Consider the following 16,807-nt stretch of genomic DNA (forward strand, 5'->3'; position numbering starts at 1 on the left):
GAGTCATCTGATGAATATTTTGATTATTGGTAATGGCGGGCGTGAACATGCGCTGGGCTGGAAAGCAGCACAGTCGCCTTTAGCGGGCAAAATTTATGTCGCACCGGGCAATGCCGGCACAGCGCTAGAATCTGGTTTAGAAAATGTCGATATCGCGGCAACGGATATTGCGGGTCTGTTGGCCTTTGCCCAGAACCATGATATTGGCCTGACCATTGTCGGCCCGGAAGCACCGTTAGTTATTGGTGTGGTTGATGCTTTCCGCGCAGCCGGTTTGACCATTTTTGGGCCAACGCAAGCCGCGGCTCAGTTGGAAGGATCTAAAGCTTTCACGAAAGACTTCCTGGCGCGCCACAATATCCCAACTGCGTTTTACCAGAACTTCACCGAGGTGGAGCCTGCTTTAGCCTATGTTCGTGAAATCGGTGCACCGATCGTGATTAAGGCAGATGGGCTGGCCGCCGGTAAAGGCGTGATTGTTGCGATGACGTTGGAAGAAGCTGAAACCGCCGTTCATGACATGCTGGCAGGCAATGCCTTTGGTGATGCAGGCCACCGTATCGTGGTGGAAGAGTTTCTCGACGGCGAAGAAGCCAGCTTTATCGTGATGGTTGATGGTGAAAATGTATTACCAATGGCCACCAGCCAGGACCATAAGCGGGTTGGCGATGGTGATACCGGCCCGAATACCGGTGGTATGGGGGCATATTCCCCGGCACCGGTAGTCACTGATGAAGTTCATCAGCGAGTGATGGAAAGTGTTATCTGGCCGACAGTGCGCGGTATGGCGGCAGAAGGTAATGTCTATACCGGCTTCCTCTATGCCGGTCTGATGATTTCCGCTGACGGGCAACCAAAAGTGATTGAGTTCAACTGTCGCTTTGGTGACCCGGAAACTCAACCCATCATGCTACGCATGCGTTCAGACTTGGTTGAATTGTGCTTAGCCGGTGCGCAAGGCAAATTGAATGAGAAGACCTCTGACTGGGATGAGCGCCCATCGCTGGGTGTGGTGTTGGCCGCTGGCGGTTATCCGGCAGATTATCGCCACGGTGATGTCATTCATGGATTACCACAGCAGGAGGTAGCTGACGGCAAAGTGTTCCACGCCGGAACCAGACTGAATGGCAATAATGAAGTCGTCACTAGCGGCGGTCGCGTATTGTGTGTAACTGCGCTGGGTGCCACCGTCGCCCAGGCACAGCAAAACGCGTATCGGTTAGCTGAAAATATTCAGTGGGAAGGGGCTTTCTACCGTAAAGACATTGGTTATCGGGCGATTGCTCGCGGTAAATAAATCTACCCTTGTATTCTACGGGCGCAGCTTGCTGTGCCCTGCTTCTTATCAGGTCTTACAAACTACCGGCTGTCGGCTCCCAGCGGCAGAAGTCCTGATTGGCAACCAACAGCAATTGCTGACCCTCCGACGAATCCAACCACGCGACGCCCAGAGGTTGCGCACTGCCCTCTCCCCGTTTGCTCAGCCATGCCTGTGAGTTATCGTCAACTTTCAATCGCAACGTCTTCTTATCACAGGTGGTAACCACACCATCTCGCCACTGTCCCTGAATTAACCTGACATTTCCGGCGCGCAGTGCACTGCTCTGTTCGAGAATTCGTTTCGCTTCCAACTGATAGACCGCGATATTATCCGCAGAGAGCTGCTCACGCCGTTCGGCCAGTTGGCGCTGCATAAAACTCACCTGTCCTTGTTCATCAAAACGTAGCTCGACGCTCTGCGGGTTATGACCCAAATCGTTGCGCCGAATTTCCCGCAAAATGCCATTTTGATATTCGTAGAAGGTTACGCGAGTATTGTCCCCGGAATAGGGGCTGTAGACGCTCATCAGCACTTGTGGCTGCTGCTGCGCATTATCCTGACGCCATAAACGAACGACACCGCTATCGGCGATATATCCGCTGGCACTAAATTGAGGGGAACCTGACTGACTGCTACAGGCGCTGAGACCAAAGGCTAAACCGAGGGTCATCAGCACCCGCTGCATAAACAAAAGGGGCTTTGCCACCCCCCTGCTTATTATTTTCACTGACACACTATTAAGATTTAACAGAATCTTTCAGTGCTTTACCAGAAACAAACGCTGGCACATTAGCTGCAGCAATTTTGATTTCTTTACCAGTCTGTGGGTTGCGGCCAGTGCGCTCATTACGATGGTTTACCTTGAAAGTACCAAAACCAACCAATTGTACTGGATCACCGTCTTTCAGAGATTCGGTAATTGCAGCCAGTGTGGATTCCAAAGCAGCTTTAGCTTGTGCTTTAGAAAGGTCCGCTTTGTCCGCGATTACGTCAATCAGTTGAGTCTTATTCATAAGTTATCCTTACAGTGTGTTTATCGTTTGCAAAGCATCGAGTGCGACGGATATGCCGATGGACAGCACTCTCCTGCATACACGCACCGATAGCCACTTTTTTTCGCCCCCCAAATGTAGAACAGACAGGGGGCAGATGTGAAGCCTTAAGACGTGACAAATCAGGCGTTAAATCACGTTTTCTTGCCTTATTGCGTTAAATTTATGCCAATGTTGCTAACAGCCGCTTCCCGCAGGTCAGATCGTAGCCCTTTTATCAGATCTAAGTCGCGCTCTTCACTGTCAGCTAACAGACGGAAAATCTCCCATTGGATATCCCATTCTTCTTCAATCGCAGGCAAAATTTTCAGTTCTTCATCGGTCATTTCTTTACCGGCCAACGTCATTTCCAACATTGCAACGGTACGAATTGATGCTTCGCTGATAGCGACAGCATGTTCCAGTGTTTCACCACTCAAACGCGAATGGATGGCCTCGCCCAATGCAATACAGGCATCGATGGCAGGATAAACACCGTAGATAGCATAGTCATCGGCTGAAGGAATTGCCTCTTCCAGCTTCTCTAACTGGCTATCAAAGTTAACTTTTGCGTCTTTTACGACCAAAGTTTCCCAGATCAGGTCCAGAATGCGCCGGTAAACAGCCGAGTCGCCAAATTCAGTTTCCAGACAAAATTGCTGATAGTTGGGATACATCCGCTCGCATAAGCAAGCCATGAAAGTCAGGTGTTGCCAACTTTCTAGCTTCTCGAGACGTAGATGAATCGGATTACGTATCATTATAAGTTCTCATTATTCATTATCTGCGCGGCAGTGTACCCGAAATTAAATCATATCCCTATGGTTGCCAAGTAAATCAGGATTTTTCCGCACCCAACGCTGAAATTGCGGGCGGTTTGAGGCGATAGCATCAGCCCAACGGGTTGGCTCAGGCAAACGGTAGCCCGCCATGCAAGCCTGTACCCACGCCAAAGCACTGCTAACACTGACCCGATGACCGGGCGAGATAAACAGTGGATTGCAACGGACTTTGCTGCGCCACACCCAGCCAAGTTGCTCATCACCATCAATGAGTGGTTGTAATGCGCCGTTATCGCTCTCTAGCGGCAGAGAGTGCCCACACAGGCGACTTTTGGCGACACCAATGGTCGGGACATCAACCAACAGCCCAAAATGGCTGGCAACGCCTAAACGACGCGGATGTGCGATACCTTGCCCATCAACAAACACCAGTTGAGGCCGTTGCTGCAACTGCTCCCAGGCGGCTAATAATGCAGGATATTCACGGAAAGAGAGTAAACCGGGGATATACGGCAGTGAAGTTGCCACGCGGGCAACCTGATATTCCACCAGTTCTAGCGAGGGATAACGCAAAATCGCGATAGCAGCACGGGTAATCTCCCCCTGCTGCTCAAAACCAACATCCGCACCGGCAATAAAGTGCACTGACCCACTATCAAAATCATCGTGAAGAATAATTTCAGATGCTCGTTGTAACTGTTCTGCCCGTAACGCTTTGGTATCTATCATCGGCCAACCTCCCTCGAGCTTGAAGCTACAGTACGGTTACCTGCCGCCCCAATGACTTTGGGTATAAGCGATTAGTTTTGATGATAAGGCTTTGATAATGTATGCACTGCATCAACAAAAGCCCCTGCATGTTCTGGCGGGACATCCTGATGAATGCCGTGCCCCAGATTAAACACATGCCCTTCACCCTGGCCAAAACTTGCGAGAATAGTACTCACTTCCTGCTCAATACGGGCAGGTGGTGCGTATAGCACAGAGGGGTCCATATTGCCTTGCAGAGCGACCTTATCACCCACCCGACGGCGCGCATCGCCGATATCCGTGGTCCAATCCAACCCTAATGCATCACAACCGGTAGCAGCCATTGCTTCCAGCCATTGCCCGCCACCTTTGGTGAACAAGGTCACCGGCACCCGACGCCCGTCGTTTTCGCGGATCAGGCCATCGACGATTTTATGCATGTAGTTCAAGGAGAATTCAAGATAATCACGCCCTGTCAGTACCCCGCCCCAAGTATCAAACACCATCACAGATTGAGCGCCAGCTTTGATTTGCGCATTGAGATACAAGATGACGCTATCGGCCAGTTTATCCAGTAGCAGATGCAGGGTTTGCGGCTCGGCATACATCATTTTCTTCAGTTTGGTAAACGCTTTGCTACTACCACCTTCAACCATATAGGTTGCCAGCGTCCATGGGCTGCCGGAAAAACCAATTAATGGCACCGCACCTTTCAGCTCACGGCGAATGGTTCTTACCGCGTTCATCACATAACCCAATTCCTGTTCTGGGTCGGGGATGGGTAACTTTTCGACGTCGGCGCGACAAGTAATCGGGGATTGGAAGCGTGGGCCTTCACCGGTTTCAAAATAGAGCCCCAGCCCCATAGCATCGGGGATGGTCAGAATGTCTGAAAACAGAATCGCGGCGTCCAATGGATAGCGACGTAATGGCTGCATCGTCACTTCACAAGCCAGTTCCGCATTTTTGCACAGCGACATAAAATCCCCGGCAACCGCGCGGGTAGCTTTATATTCCGGCAAATAACGGCCCGCCTGACGCATCATCCATACCGGCGTTACATCTACCGGTTGACGCAATAAGGCTCGCAGATAGCGATCGTTTTTCAACTCATTCATGGTGGAGCTCCCTTAATTATCTGGCGGCCATCTTTTAGCGGACCATATTGTAGCATGTCAGATAATACTTTCCTGCTAACTGCCGCCGCTATTAAGGGCGTGATAATGACTCACTCTCGTGGGGTTTAAACTGCGTCGGCTATGAGGTTAGCGCTTCAGCACTCCCTTCTGATTAGATCAACTCACGGTGCTCGCGGCATAACACCACGGTATCTTCAATTAATCGTCGTGCTACGGTGCCTGGCGGCGGCAGTAATGGCAATTGGTCATAACGATACCAACCGGCATTTAGCAGCTCTTTAGGGTCATGTCGCAATTCACCACTGTCATACTCGGCCATAAACGCCATCATCAGTGAATGGGGGAACGGCCAAGGCTGTGATGTTACGTAGCGCAGATTTTTAATGTGAATATTACTTTCTTCTAAAACTTCACGGGAAACCGCCTGCTCCAGAGTCTCACCCACTTCGACAAAGCCTGCCAATACGGTATTAATGCCGCCACGATGCCGTACATGCTGCGCCAATAAAATTTCATCATCACGGCGAATGGCAACAATCACACAAGGGGCGACTTGTGGGTAATAGCGCTCACGGCAGTGATTACACAGACAAGCCCACTCGGAACGGCTGGCCTGCATTTGGTGACCGCAATAACCACAAAAACGGTGAGAACGATAAAACTCTGCCAGTTGCACACCACGCCCAGCCAATTGGAACAAGCCGCGATCCACATCCAGTAATTGCCGCACGGAACCCATATCAGTAGACATCATCTGACGGATCAACCATACCGCCTGCCCTTGCCATTCACCGATTTGCCTTGCCGCTGCGCCCTGCAATGACCAATTAGCGGCATTACCTTGTGGTAACTCCCCTTTCGGCAACCATAATTTGTTTTCATGACTGACAATCCACCAGCCACTTTCTTTACCTGTAAGTTGTAGTTCCATATCGTTGTTGCACAACCTCGACTTCACTGGCAATCTAGAATCCGGCTTGTTACATTTTTGTAACCCACTATTACTTTTCCTTACTCACGGAGTCGTTCATGCTCAACCGACTAGAAAGCCTGACTCAACGCGTTGGCGGCAGTAATGAATTAATTGATCAATGGCTTCATGCGCGTAAAGAACTGTTAGTTTCATATTGCACAGTGATCGGTATTAAGCCGCAAAAAGAAAAGCATACCCCGCTTAACGAAAAAGCGCTGGAGAACTTTTGCCATAATTTAGTGGATTATCTCTCTTCCGGGCATTTTCATATCTATGACAGAATTATCAAACAGGTGGAAGGCGCGTCTAGCCCAAAAATGGCGCTGACGACCAAAGTGTATCCTGCGTTAAAAAATAATACTCAAACGATCATGACATTCCATGATCGTTATACCAACATTGAGATCGATCAGGACAGTTGTATCGAGTTTCAACAAGCATTATCTGATATCGGCGAAGCCCTTGATGCCCGTTTCCGCTTGGAAGATCAATTGATTCAATGGGCAGCCGAGTCATGGCAAGCCGCCCAGCCAGTTATTCAAACAGGGCCGGTAAAATAGCCCGCTGAACAGCACGGGCTTGTAGTTTTAATTCAACCTCATATACTGGGGTTTCTTGTCGGAGTGCCTAGCACCTGTTTTCTTAGGAAAGCAAACGCAGGCTGAGACCGTTAATTCGGGATCCGCGGAACCTGATCGGGTTAATACCCGCGAAGGGAACAAGAGTAATTTATCGCTACAGGCCCGGTCTTTATCCTTACAGGTAGCTGCCGGTTACTGGCCAACATCGTTACTCCCGCCAAGCTCCAGACAAGCAATTTTCCCTATAAACCACACTGGTAGGAATTGCTATGTCTAATAATACAACCACTAAAAGTTCATCACGCCCACGTAAACCTATTCCACGTAAACAACAACGTGAACAAGCTCAACAGTTTATTGATACTTTGCAAGGTGTCACTTTCCCCAACTCCCAACGTATTTACCTACAAGGCTCACGGCCAGATATTCTGGTACCGATGCGCGAAATCCAGCTCAGTCCGACACTGATTGGCGGTGGCAAAGACGCACCACGCTATGAAGATAACGAAGCCATCCCGGTGTATGACACTTCCGGCCCATATGGTGACTCAAATGCCAAACTGGATGTTCACAGCGGGTTACCCAAATTACGCGATAGCTGGATAGCTGAACGCCAGGATAGCGCCGCACTGACCTCTGTCAGCTCTGGCTTCACCCAACAACGTTTGGCCGACGAAGGCTTGGATCATTTGCGTTTTGAGCATCTGCCACACCCGAAGAAAGCCATCACAGGCAAATGCGTCACCCAACTGCATTACGCCCGTCAGGGTATCATCACGCCAGAGATGGAGTTTATCGCGCTGCGAGAAAATATGGGCCGTGAACGTATTCGTGGTGAGGTACTACGCCAGCAGCATCCAGGACAGGCTTTTGGCGCTAACCTGCCAGAAAATATCACGGCTGAATTTGTACGTCAGGAAGTGGCGGCGGGCCGAGCTATCATTCCCGCCAATATAAACCACCCAGAATCTGAGCCGATGATTATTGGTCGTAACTTTTTAGTGAAAGTGAACGCCAATATCGGTAACTCTGCGGTGACCTCCTCCATCGAAGAAGAAGTAGAAAAGCTGGTGTGGTCAACCCGCTGGGGTGCCGATACCGTGATGGACCTGTCCACTGGCCGCTATATCCATGAAACCCGTGAATGGATCCTACGTAACAGCCCGGTCCCTATTGGTACCGTTCCTATCTATCAGGCGCTGGAAAAAGTAAATGGTGTGGCCGAGAACCTAACCTGGGAAATGTTCCGTGACACACTGTTAGAGCAGGCCGAGCAAGGGGTGGATTACTTTACTATCCATGCCGGTGTGTTGTTGCGCTATGTACCGATGACCGCCAAACGCTTGACCGGTATCGTCTCCCGTGGTGGTTCAATTATGGCGAAGTGGTGCCTTTCCCATCATCAGGAAAACTTCCTGTATCAGCATTTTCGCGAAATCTGCCAGATCTGTGCGGCCTATGATGTCTCACTGTCACTGGGTGATGGCCTACGCCCTGGTTCCATTCAGGATGCCAATGATGAAGCCCAGTTCGCTGAACTGCATACCTTGGGTGAATTGACCAAAATCGCCTGGGAATATGATGTGCAGGTGATGATTGAAGGCCCCGGTCATGTGCCGATGCAGATGATTCGCCGCAATATGACCGAAGAGTTGGAACACTGCCATGAAGCACCATTCTATACCTTAGGCCCGCTAACTACGGATATTGCGCCGGGTTATGATCATTTCACTTCAGGTATTGGGGCGGCCATGATTGGCTGGTTCGGTTGTGCCATGCTGTGTTACGTCACACCGAAAGAACATCTTGGCCTGCCTAATAAAGAGGATGTGAAACAAGGACTTATTACTTATAAAATCGCCGCCCATGCCGCAGATTTGGCCAAAGGCCACCCCGGTGCGCAGATCCGCGATAATGCCATGTCGAAAGCGCGCTTTGAATTCCGCTGGGAAGATCAGTTCAATCTGGCGCTTGATCCAGAAACCGCACGAGCCTATCACGACGAAACCCTACCGCAGGAGTCCGGCAAAGTGGCCCACTTCTGCTCAATGTGCGGGCCGAAATTCTGCTCGATGAAAATCTCTCAGGAAGTCCGCGACTATGCCGCTACGCAAGAACAGGCTGTGGCGCAAGAGCTAGCAGCGACACAAGAAACAGCAGCCCAACCGATCGAAATTTTACAATCAGGTATGGAACAGATGTCAGCGGAGTTCCGCTCTCGCGGCAGCGAGCTGTATCACAGCCCCGTTAACCTCAAGAGCGAGGCCAATAATGAACCTGTCTAATCATGCCTCATTTTCTGCAAAGAAAGGTTTCCCTGCGACGGTACAGCGTCTTGGTCTCTATCCCGTCGTCGATAGCCTACTTTGGATAGAGCGCCTGCTTGCCGCAGGCGTAACCACAATACAACTACGTATCAAAGAGTTAGATGATGCGCAGGTAGAACAAGGCATTGCCGCTGCCATAGCGTTAGGCAAACGCTATCAGGCACGCTTATTTATCAATGATTATTGGCGGCTGGCGATTAAGCATGGTGCCTATGGTGTTCATCTGGGTCAGGAAGATCTGGAAACAGCCGACTTGGCCGCGATTCAGCAAGCTGGATTACGGCTGGGCGTATCAACCCATGATGAGCAGGAACTGGCGATAGCTAAAGCTGTCCGGCCCTCTTATATCGCCATGGGCCACATCTTCCCCACACAAACCAAGCAAATGCCGTCATCACCACAAGGGTTGACGGTACTCAAGCAGATGGTCGACAACACGCCAGACTACCCGACAGTTGCCATCGGCGGCATCAGCATTGAGCGCGTACCGGCGGTCCTGGCCACGGGTGTCGGTAGTGTAGCGGTCGTCAGTGCTATTACCCTGAGTGACGATTGGCAGCAGGCAACAGCACAATTACTGCACCTGATTGAGGGCAAGGAGCTGGCTGATGACAAACAAGCATGAGTTGAGTGACAGCGAATTCTTGCGCTACAGCCGCCAGTTATTACTGGAGGATATCGGCCCTGAGGGCCAGTTGAAGCTGAAAAGTGCCTGTGTGCTGATTATCGGTCTTGGCGGCCTTGGTTCGCCTGCTGCGCTCTATCTGGCGGCAGCCGGTGTCGGTAAGTTATTACTGGCCGACGATGACCAACTGGAACTGAGCAATTTACAGCGCCAGATCCTGTATCGCACCACAGATATCAGCCAAACATCCTCCGCTAACCAAAGTAAAGCACGGTTAGCCCAGCGTCATTTGCAAAGCCTCAATCCATTGATTGAGGTTATCCCATTTGATACTCGGCTGTTAGGTACGGCATTGGCTGATGCCGTGGCTAACGCTGATTTAGTGCTGGATTGCAGCGACAACATGGAGACGCGCCATCAGGTAAATGCAGCCTGTATCACCGCACAAAAGCCATTAATCAGCGGCAGTGCCGTGGGATTCAGCGGGCAACTGCTGGTCATTGAGCCGCCTTATTCTCAAGGCTGCTACGCCTGCCTCTATCCCGATAAGGAATTGCCGCAGCGTAATTGTCGTACTGCTGGCGTATTGGGGCCGGTGGTCGGCGTCATTGGTACCTTGCAAGCACTGGAAGCCATCAAGATATTGGCAGGGCTGCCGTCGGCACTGAGTGGGAAATTGCGCTTATTCGATGGCAAGCAGCAGAGCTGGAGCACCCTGCAACTGACTCGGGCGAAGCATTGCCCTGCCTGCGGAGGTGCACAGTGAAAACGGGTCATATACAGATTGTGCTCAATGATCAGCCATTAGAAGTGGTGAGCAATATCACCGCTGCAATGCTGCTCAATCAGCTCAAACGCCACCAGCCGGGTACGGCTCTGGCGGTTAATCAGGTCATCGTCCCCCGCACTGACTGGGAAAAATACCAGTTACACGCGGGTGATAACATTTTGCTATTCCAAGCGATTGCCGGGGGCTGACATGCTGAAGATCGCCGATACCACTTTTACCTCACGTTTATTTACCGGTACGGGAAAATTCTCCACCCCGGAACTAATGCTGGAAGCATTGCGCGCCTCGGGGTCACAACTGATTACTATGGCGATGAAACGGGTTGATTTACGGGCAGGGAACGATGCAATTCTTGCGCCCTTGCAACAATTAGGTGTGCGTTTGCTGCCTAATACCTCGGGGGCCAAAACTGCGCAAGAGGCTGTATTTGCCGCCCGTCTGGCGCGTGAAGCGCTGGGTACCCATTGGATAAAATTGGAAATTCATCCCGATGTGAAGTATTTACTGCCTGACCCAATAGAAACCCTGAAAGCCGCCGAAATACTGGTGAAAGAGGGATTTGTTGTTTTGCCTTACTGTGGTGCGGACCCGGTATTGTGCAAGCGGCTGGAAGAAGCAGGCTGCGCTGCCGTCATGCCATTGGGTGCACCTATTGGCTCAAATTTGGGCTTACGTACCCGCGACTTTCTGCAAATCATTATCGAGCAGGCCAAAGTGCCCGTGGTAGTCGATGCTGGAATTGGTGCGCCAAGCCATGCGCTTGAGGCAATGGAATTGGGAGCTGATGCCGTGCTGGTCAATACCGCAATTGCCGTGGCACGCTCACCCGTACACATGGCGCATGCTTTCCGTTTGGCGGTTGAATCCGGTGAATTGGCGCGTCAGGCGGGGCTTGGCAACCAACAGTTTGGCAAGGCCATTGCCACCAGCCCACTGACTGGCTTTCTCAGCCAGTTAGAGGAGGAGCATCATGTCTGAAGATTTCAGCCAACACTGGCAACAATTAGATTGGGATGATATTTCTCTGCGTATTAACAGTAAAACCGCCGCTGATGTTGAACGGGCCATTAATGCCGTCAAACCGAATCGCGACGACTTAATGGCGTTGATTTCGCCCGCAGCACTGGCTTATCTCGAACCGATGGCGCAGAAGGCTCAACAATTAACCCGCCAGCGTTTTGGTAACACGGTGAGTTTTTATGTGCCGCTCTACCTTTCTAATCTGTGTGCTAATGATTGCACTTATTGTGGTTTCTCGATGAGCAATCGCATCAAGCGCAAAACCTTAGATGAAGCAGAAATCATCCGTGAGTGTGATGCTATCAAAGCGCTAGGCTTTGAACATCTGCTACTGGTCACTGGTGAACATCAGGCAAAAGTAGGAATGGATTACTTTCGTCGTCACTTCCCAGTCATCCGTAGTCGATTCAGTTCACTGATGATGGAAGTTCAACCATTGGCGCAAGAAGAGTATGCGGAGCTAAAAACGTTGGGATTAGACGGTGTGATGGTTTATCAGGAAACCTATCACCCAGCGACTTACCAGCAACATCACTTGCGCGGGCACAAGCAAGATTTTCACTGGCGACTGGCAACCCCAGATCGTCTCGGTCGGGCTGGGATCGACAAGATCGGACTAGGTGCGTTGATCGGGCTGTCTAATAGTTGGCGCACGGACTGTTATATGCTGGCGGAGCATCTGTTTTATCTGCAACAGACCTATTGGCAAAGTCGCTACTCTATTTCGTTTCCACGACTACGACCTTGTGCGGGCGGTATCGAGCCAGCATCTCTGATGAGTGAGCCGCAACTGCTGCAATTGATCTGTGCTTTTAGATTGTTTGCCCCGGATGTGGAACTGTCGCTATCTACCCGTGAATCACCTTTCTTCCGCGACAATGTCATTCCGGTCGCGATTAATAATGTCAGTGCGGGTTCCAAAACTCAGCCTGGTGGGTATGCAGATAATCATCCAGAACTTGAGCAATTTGCTCCGCATGATAATCGCACACCGGAGCAGGTAGCACTGGCATTGACACAGGCGGGGTTACAGCCGGTGTGGAAGGATTGGGATCGCCATTTAGGGCGTTCTCTGCAATAAACCGGCCGTTTAAATCCTAAAAAAAGCAAAAAAAAACCGCCCCGTAAGGAGCGGTTTTTACGTTGGTGAACAACAAAGAGATTAGTCTTTGCTGTTACCAAAACCGGCGTTAAGCAATTCAGCCAGGTTAGCCGTTGCTTCATCCGCGCTAACTTGCGGTACAACGGGAACTTCACCCAGAGCTTTACGGCGTGCACGATCCTGATGATAAGCGTAACCGGTACCGGCTGGGATCAGACGGCCCACGATTACGTTTTCTTTCAGGCCACGCAGTTCATCACGTTTACCGGCAACTGCCGCTTCAGTAAGAACGCGCGTGGTTTCTTGGAACGAAGCCGCAGAGATGAAGGACTCGGTCGCCAAGGATGCCTTGGTGATACCCAGCAGGTCACGCGTGAACGTAGCCTCGATTTTGCCTTCGGCTGCCAGCTTACGGTTAGCGATTTTAACGCGAGACATTTCTGCCTGCTCGCCTTCCAGGAAGTCAGTGCTACCTGAATCAACGATGGTGCCTTTACGCAACATCTGACGAACGATAACTTCGATGTGTTTATCGTTAATCTTAACGCCTTGCAGACGGTAAACTTCCTGCACTTCGTTGGTGATGTAACGGGTAACTGCGTGAACGCCACGCAGACGCAGAATGTCATGTGGAGATTCTGGGCCATCGGAGACCACGTCACCGCGTTCTACAATTTCACCTTCGAACACGTTGAGCTGACGCCATTTCGGAATCATCTCTTCGTATGCATCGCTACCATCCAACGGTGAGATAACCAGACGACGTTTGCCTTTGGTCTCTTTACCGAACGAGATGATCCCGCTGATTTCAGCCAGGATTGCAGGCTCTTTCGGACGACGTGCTTCGAACAAGTCAGCAACACGTGGCAGACCACCGGTAATATCCTTGGTACCGCTTGATTCCTGAGGAATACGCGCCAGGGTATCACCCGCACCGATCTGAATGCCATCTTCCAGCTGTACAATCGTTTTACCTGGCAGGAAGTATTGAGCAGGCATATCAGTACCTGGGATCAATACATCGTCGCCTTTGGCGTCAACGATTTTCAGTGCCGGACGCAGGTCTTTACCGCTACCGGTACGCTCTGCACTATCCAGTACTACCAGAGAAGACAAACCAGTCAGTTCGTCGGTCTGGCGGGTAATGGTCTGGCCGTCAACCATGTCCGCGAAGCGAATGAAACCGCTCACTTCGGTCACAACTGGCATGATGTGCGGATCCCAGTTAGCAACGGTTTCGCCGCCCTGGACTTCTGCGCCATCGCCTTTAGCCATTACAGCACCGTAAGGCACTTTGTAGCTTTCTTTAGTACGGCCGAATTCGTCGATCAGCTTCAGCTCGGTATTACGAGAAGTAATAACCAGCTTGCCCGCTGCATTGGTAACGAACTTGACGTTGCTCAGTTTCAAGCTGCCTTTGTTCTTAACCTGAATGCTGGACTCTGCTGCCGCACGAGATGCCGCACCACCGATGTGGAACGTACGCATCGTAAGCTGGGTACCCGGCTCACCGATTGACTGCGCTGCAATAACACCAACTGCTTCACCTTTGTTGATGATGTGACCACGTGCCAGGTCGCGACCATAGCAGTTTGCACACACACCAAAGTCAGTTTCACAGCTTACTACTGAACGAACTTTAACGCTGTCGACGGAGTTTTCTTCTAACAGATCACACCATTTTTCGTCCAATAGGGTGTTACGCGGAACCAGAATATCAGCCGTACCCGGCTTGATAACTTCTTCTGCAGTCACACGACCCAGAACGCGATCGCGCAGTGGCTCTTTAACATCACCACCTTCGATAACCGGGGTCATCACGATACCGTTATGGGTACCACAATCGTCTTCGGTTACCACCAGATCCTGTGCCACGTCAACCAAACGACGGGTCAGGTAACCGGAGTTCGCAGTTTTCAATGCGGTATCCGCCAAACCTTTACGCGCACCGTGGGTTGAGATGAAGTACTGAAGTACGTTCAAACCTTCACGGAAGTTCGCAGTGATTGGCGTTTCAATGATCGAACCATCTGGCTTGGCCATCAGACCACGCATCCCTGCCAGCTGACGAATCTGTGCAGCAGAACCACGCGCACCGGAGTCGGCCATCATAAAGATGCTGTTGAATGACACTTGCTGTTCGACAACGCCGTCACGGTTGACAACATCTTCTACCGACAAGTTATCCATCATCGCCTTGGCAACACGTTCGTTAGCCGCGGCCCAGATATCGATCACTTTGTTATAACGTTCGCCTGCGGTTACCAGACCAGATTGGAACTGCTCCTGGATCTCGGCAACTTCAGTTTCAGCTTCTTCGATGATCCCTGCTTTCGCTTCTGGGATAACCATGTCATCGATACCTACAGAGGCGCCTGAGCGTGCTGCGTAAGCAAAACCGGTGTACATGATCTGGTCAGCAAAGATAACCGTTGGCTTCAAGCCCAGGATGCGGTAACAGGTGTTCAGCATCTTGGAGATAGCTTTCTTGCCCAGCGGCTGGTTCACGATAGAGTAAGGCAGGCCTTTCGGGACGATCATCCACAAAATAGCACGGCCAACTGTCGTATCGATGATGCTGGTACGCGTAATGCTTTCGCCTTCGACATTACGAATTTCTTCAGTAATACGCACTTTTACGCGAGCATGTAGCGATGCCAGGCCACCACGATAAATACGTTCAGCTTCTTTCGGGCCAGTCAGAACCATGCCTTCGCCTTTGGCGTTAACACAGTCGCGGGTCATGTAATACAGACCCAATACAACGTCCTGAGAAGGAACGATGATTGGCTCGCCGTTCGCTGGTGACAGGATGTTGTTGGTAGACATCATCAACGCACGCGCTTCTAACTGAGCTTCCAGTGTTAGCGGTACGTGAACAGCCATTTGGTCACCATCGAAGTCGGCGTTATATGCCGCACAAACCAATGGGTGCAACTGGATTGCCTTACCTTCGATCAGAACCGGTTCAAACGCCTGGATACCCAAACGGTGAAGGGTTGGTGCACGGTTCAGCAGCACTGGGTGTTCGCGGATAACTTCATCCAAGATATCCCAAACCACAGCTTCTTCACGCTCAACCATCTTCTTGGCGGCTTTAATGGTGGTAGCAAGACCACGCAATTCCAGCTTGCCGTAGATGAACGGTTTGAACAGCTCAAGAGCCATTTTCTTAGGCAGACCGCACTGATGCAGACGCAGGTATGGACCAACGGTGATAACCGAACGACCTGAGTAGTCAACACGTTTACCCAGCAAGTTCTGACGGAAACGACCTTGCTTACCTTTGATCATGTCAGCCAGTGACTTCAACGGACGCTTGTTAGAGCCGGTAATCGCACGACCGCGACGGCCGTTATCCAGCAATGCATCTACTGCTTCTTGCAGCATACGCTTTTCGTTACGTACGATGATGTCAGGAGCCGCCAAGTCCAGCAGGCGCTTCAGACGGTTGTTACGGTTGATCACGCGACGATACAAATCGTTCAGATCAGAAGTCGCAAAACGACCACCATCCAACGGAACCAATGGACGCAAATCTGGCGGCAACACAGGCAGCACGGTCAGGATCATCCACTCTGGCTTATTGCCAGACTGTACGAACGCTTCCAGCAGCTTGATACGCTTAGTCAGCTTCTTACGCTTGGTTTCAGAATTTGTTTCGTTCAATTCTTCACGCAGGATCTCGCACTCAGCTTCCAGATCCATGTTTTTCAACAGGGCCTGAATCGCCTCGGCGCCCATTTTCGCGTCGAACTCATCACCAAACTCTTCCAACGCGTCCAGATACTGCTCTTCAGTCAGGATCTGACGACGTTCCAGGTTGGTCATACCGCCTTCAACAACCACATAGGATTCGAAGTACAGTACACGTTCGATGTCACGTAATGGCATATCCAGCAGTAAACCGATGCGGGATGGCAGCGATTTCAGAAACCAGATGTGCGCAGTTGGAGAAGCCAGTTCGATGTGACCCATACGCTCACGGCGCACTTTGGTTTGAGTCACTTCAACGCCGCATTTCTCACAAATAACACCACGGTGTTTCAAACGCTTGTACTTACCGCACAGGCATTCGTAATCTTTTACTGGGCCAAAGATACGGGCACAGAAAAGGCCGTCACGTTCTGGTTTGAACGTACGGTAGTTAATGGTTTCCGGCTTTTTAACTTCACCGAACGACCATGAACGGATCATGTCTGGCGATGCCAGAGCAATTTTGATCGCATCAAACTCTTCGGTCTTAGTTTGCGCTTTCAGAAACTTTAATAAGTCTTTCACGGATTGGCTCCTGTCGGAGTTAGACCTGATAGGCGCTCAAAACGAAATTTGAGCGCCCCTGTGACCAGTGCGAACCACCAGCAGA

15 protein-coding genes and 1 riboswitch are annotated in these 16,807 nt (G+C 50.9%); of the genes, 8 read left to right on the plus strand and 7 right to left on the minus strand.

Translation table 11 applies throughout. From position 1 onward, the window contains the following. The first annotated feature begins 10 nt into the window (after window positions 1-10). On the plus strand, window positions 11-1,297 hold the full coding sequence (gene purD, locus V1955_RS20525) for a phosphoribosylamine--glycine ligase (RefSeq protein ID WP_442821348.1): 1,287 nt from the start codon (window positions 11-13) through the stop codon (window positions 1,295-1,297). Window positions 1,298-1,352: 55 nt separating this feature from the next. Here the strand turns inward: purD and V1955_RS20530 are convergent, their stop codons facing one another. From V1955_RS20530 to nudC, 6 genes are all read right to left on the minus strand, one after another. Continuing rightward, entirely contained in the window at window positions 1,353-2,006 is a 654-nt protein-coding gene (locus tag V1955_RS20530; RefSeq protein ID WP_102970519.1) for a DUF1481 domain-containing protein, read from the minus strand. Between the two features lie 52 nt (window positions 2,007-2,058). Further along, window positions 2,059-2,334 carry a nucleoid-associated protein HU-alpha gene (gene hupA / locus V1955_RS20535; protein WP_004876782.1) on the minus strand — a complete coding sequence of 92 codons (276 nt, stop codon included), beginning with the start codon at window positions 2,332-2,334 and terminating at the stop codon, window positions 2,059-2,061. Window positions 2,335-2,522: 188 nt separating this feature from the next. Beyond that, complete coding sequence (locus V1955_RS20540; protein WP_442821349.1) at window positions 2,523-3,113, minus strand: YjaG family protein; 591 nt, start codon at window positions 3,111-3,113, stop codon at window positions 2,523-2,525. A gap of 45 nt (window positions 3,114-3,158) precedes the next feature. Continuing rightward, window positions 3,159-3,863 (minus strand): deoxyribonuclease V, encoded by a 705-nt coding sequence (gene nfi / locus V1955_RS20545; RefSeq protein WP_083162071.1) that lies wholly within the window; start codon window positions 3,861-3,863, stop codon window positions 3,159-3,161. Window positions 3,864-3,934: 71 nt separating this feature from the next. After that, entirely contained in the window at window positions 3,935-5,002 is a 1,068-nt protein-coding gene (hemE, locus tag V1955_RS20550; RefSeq protein ID WP_083162069.1) for a uroporphyrinogen decarboxylase, read from the minus strand. A gap of 172 nt (window positions 5,003-5,174) precedes the next feature. Then, entirely contained in the window at window positions 5,175-5,954 is a 780-nt protein-coding gene (gene nudC, locus V1955_RS20555; protein ID WP_083162067.1) for an NAD(+) diphosphatase, read from the minus strand. A gap of 98 nt (window positions 5,955-6,052) precedes the next feature. Between nudC and rsd the strand changes: the two genes are divergently transcribed. The 7 genes from rsd (at window position 6,053) to thiH (ending at window position 12,420) form a co-directional block, all read left to right on the plus strand. Next, complete coding sequence (gene rsd, locus V1955_RS20560) at window positions 6,053-6,556, plus strand: sigma D regulator (RefSeq protein ID WP_083162065.1); 504 nt, start codon at window positions 6,053-6,055, stop codon at window positions 6,554-6,556. Window positions 6,557-6,605: 49 nt separating this feature from the next. Continuing rightward, window positions 6,606-6,731: riboswitch (TPP riboswitch) on the plus strand. Window positions 6,732-6,846: 115 nt separating this feature from the next. After that, window positions 6,847-8,862, plus strand: a complete 2,016-nt coding sequence (gene thiC / locus V1955_RS20565) for a phosphomethylpyrimidine synthase ThiC (protein ID WP_442821350.1) — start codon at window positions 6,847-6,849, stop codon at window positions 8,860-8,862. After that, complete coding sequence (gene thiE / locus V1955_RS20570) at window positions 8,849-9,529, plus strand: thiamine phosphate synthase (protein WP_420073057.1); 681 nt, start codon at window positions 8,849-8,851, stop codon at window positions 9,527-9,529. The genes thiC and thiE overlap by 14 nt, the downstream gene beginning before the upstream one ends. After that, a complete protein-coding gene (locus V1955_RS20575; protein ID WP_050313018.1) occupies window positions 9,513-10,295 on the plus strand; it encodes a HesA/MoeB/ThiF family protein in 783 nt (260 codons plus the stop codon). The genes thiE and V1955_RS20575 overlap by 17 nt, the downstream gene beginning before the upstream one ends. Then, entirely contained in the window at window positions 10,292-10,507 is a 216-nt protein-coding gene (gene thiS, locus V1955_RS20580) for a sulfur carrier protein ThiS (protein WP_442821351.1), read from the plus strand. The genes V1955_RS20575 and thiS overlap by 4 nt, the downstream gene beginning before the upstream one ends. A 1-nt stretch (window position 10,508) precedes the next feature. After that, window positions 10,509-11,297, plus strand: a complete 789-nt coding sequence (locus V1955_RS20585) for a thiazole synthase (protein ID WP_442821352.1) — start codon at window positions 10,509-10,511, stop codon at window positions 11,295-11,297. Continuing rightward, window positions 11,290-12,420 (plus strand): 2-iminoacetate synthase ThiH, encoded by a 1,131-nt coding sequence (gene thiH / locus V1955_RS20590; RefSeq protein WP_083162055.1) that lies wholly within the window; start codon window positions 11,290-11,292, stop codon window positions 12,418-12,420. Before V1955_RS20585 ends, thiH begins: the two co-directional genes overlap by 8 nt. A gap of 81 nt (window positions 12,421-12,501) precedes the next feature. Here the strand turns inward: thiH and rpoC are convergent, their stop codons facing one another. Continuing rightward, the gene (rpoC, locus tag V1955_RS20595) at window positions 12,502-16,722 is read right to left on the minus strand and encodes a DNA-directed RNA polymerase subunit beta' (protein ID WP_005192331.1); all 4,221 of its coding nucleotides are present in this window, start codon (window positions 16,720-16,722) and stop codon (window positions 12,502-12,504) included. Window positions 16,723-16,807 lie beyond the last annotated feature (85 nt).

Source organism: Yersinia sp. 2545 StPb PI (assembly GCF_052217125.1).
Taxonomy (GTDB): domain Bacteria; phylum Pseudomonadota; class Gammaproteobacteria; order Enterobacterales; family Enterobacteriaceae; genus Yersinia; species Yersinia enterocolitica_E.

Bases quoted from the DNA above. Each gene is read 5' to 3' on its own strand.
- hupA (WP_004876782.1), bottom strand. From the start codon at position 2,334: ATGAATAAGACTCAACTGATTGACGTAATCGCGGACAAAGCGGACCTT.
- nfi (WP_083162071.1), bottom strand. From the start codon at position 3,863: ATGATAGATACCAAAGCGTTACGGGCAGAACAGTTACAACGAGCATCT.
- purD (WP_442821348.1), top strand. From the start codon at position 11: ATGAATATTTTGATTATTGGTAATGGCGGGCGTGAACATGCGCTGGGC.
- hemE (WP_083162069.1), bottom strand. From the start codon at position 5,002: ATGAATGAGTTGAAAAACGATCGCTATCTGCGAGCCTTATTGCGTCAA.
- thiH (WP_083162055.1), top strand. From the start codon at position 11,290: ATGTCTGAAGATTTCAGCCAACACTGGCAACAATTAGATTGGGATGAT.
- rsd (WP_083162065.1), top strand. From the start codon at position 6,053: ATGCTCAACCGACTAGAAAGCCTGACTCAACGCGTTGGCGGCAGTAAT.
- V1955_RS20540 (WP_442821349.1), bottom strand. From the start codon at position 3,113: ATGATACGTAATCCGATTCATCTACGTCTCGAGAAGCTAGAAAGTTGG.
- nudC (WP_083162067.1), bottom strand. From the start codon at position 5,954: ATGGAACTACAACTTACAGGTAAAGAAAGTGGCTGGTGGATTGTCAGT.
- thiE (WP_420073057.1), top strand. From the start codon at position 8,849: ATGAACCTGTCTAATCATGCCTCATTTTCTGCAAAGAAAGGTTTCCCT.
- V1955_RS20575 (WP_050313018.1), top strand. From the start codon at position 9,513: ATGACAAACAAGCATGAGTTGAGTGACAGCGAATTCTTGCGCTACAGC.
- thiC (WP_442821350.1), top strand. From the start codon at position 6,847: ATGTCTAATAATACAACCACTAAAAGTTCATCACGCCCACGTAAACCT.
- V1955_RS20530 (WP_102970519.1), bottom strand. From the start codon at position 2,006: ATGCAGCGGGTGCTGATGACCCTCGGTTTAGCCTTTGGTCTCAGCGCC.
- V1955_RS20585 (WP_442821352.1), top strand. From the start codon at position 10,509: ATGCTGAAGATCGCCGATACCACTTTTACCTCACGTTTATTTACCGGT.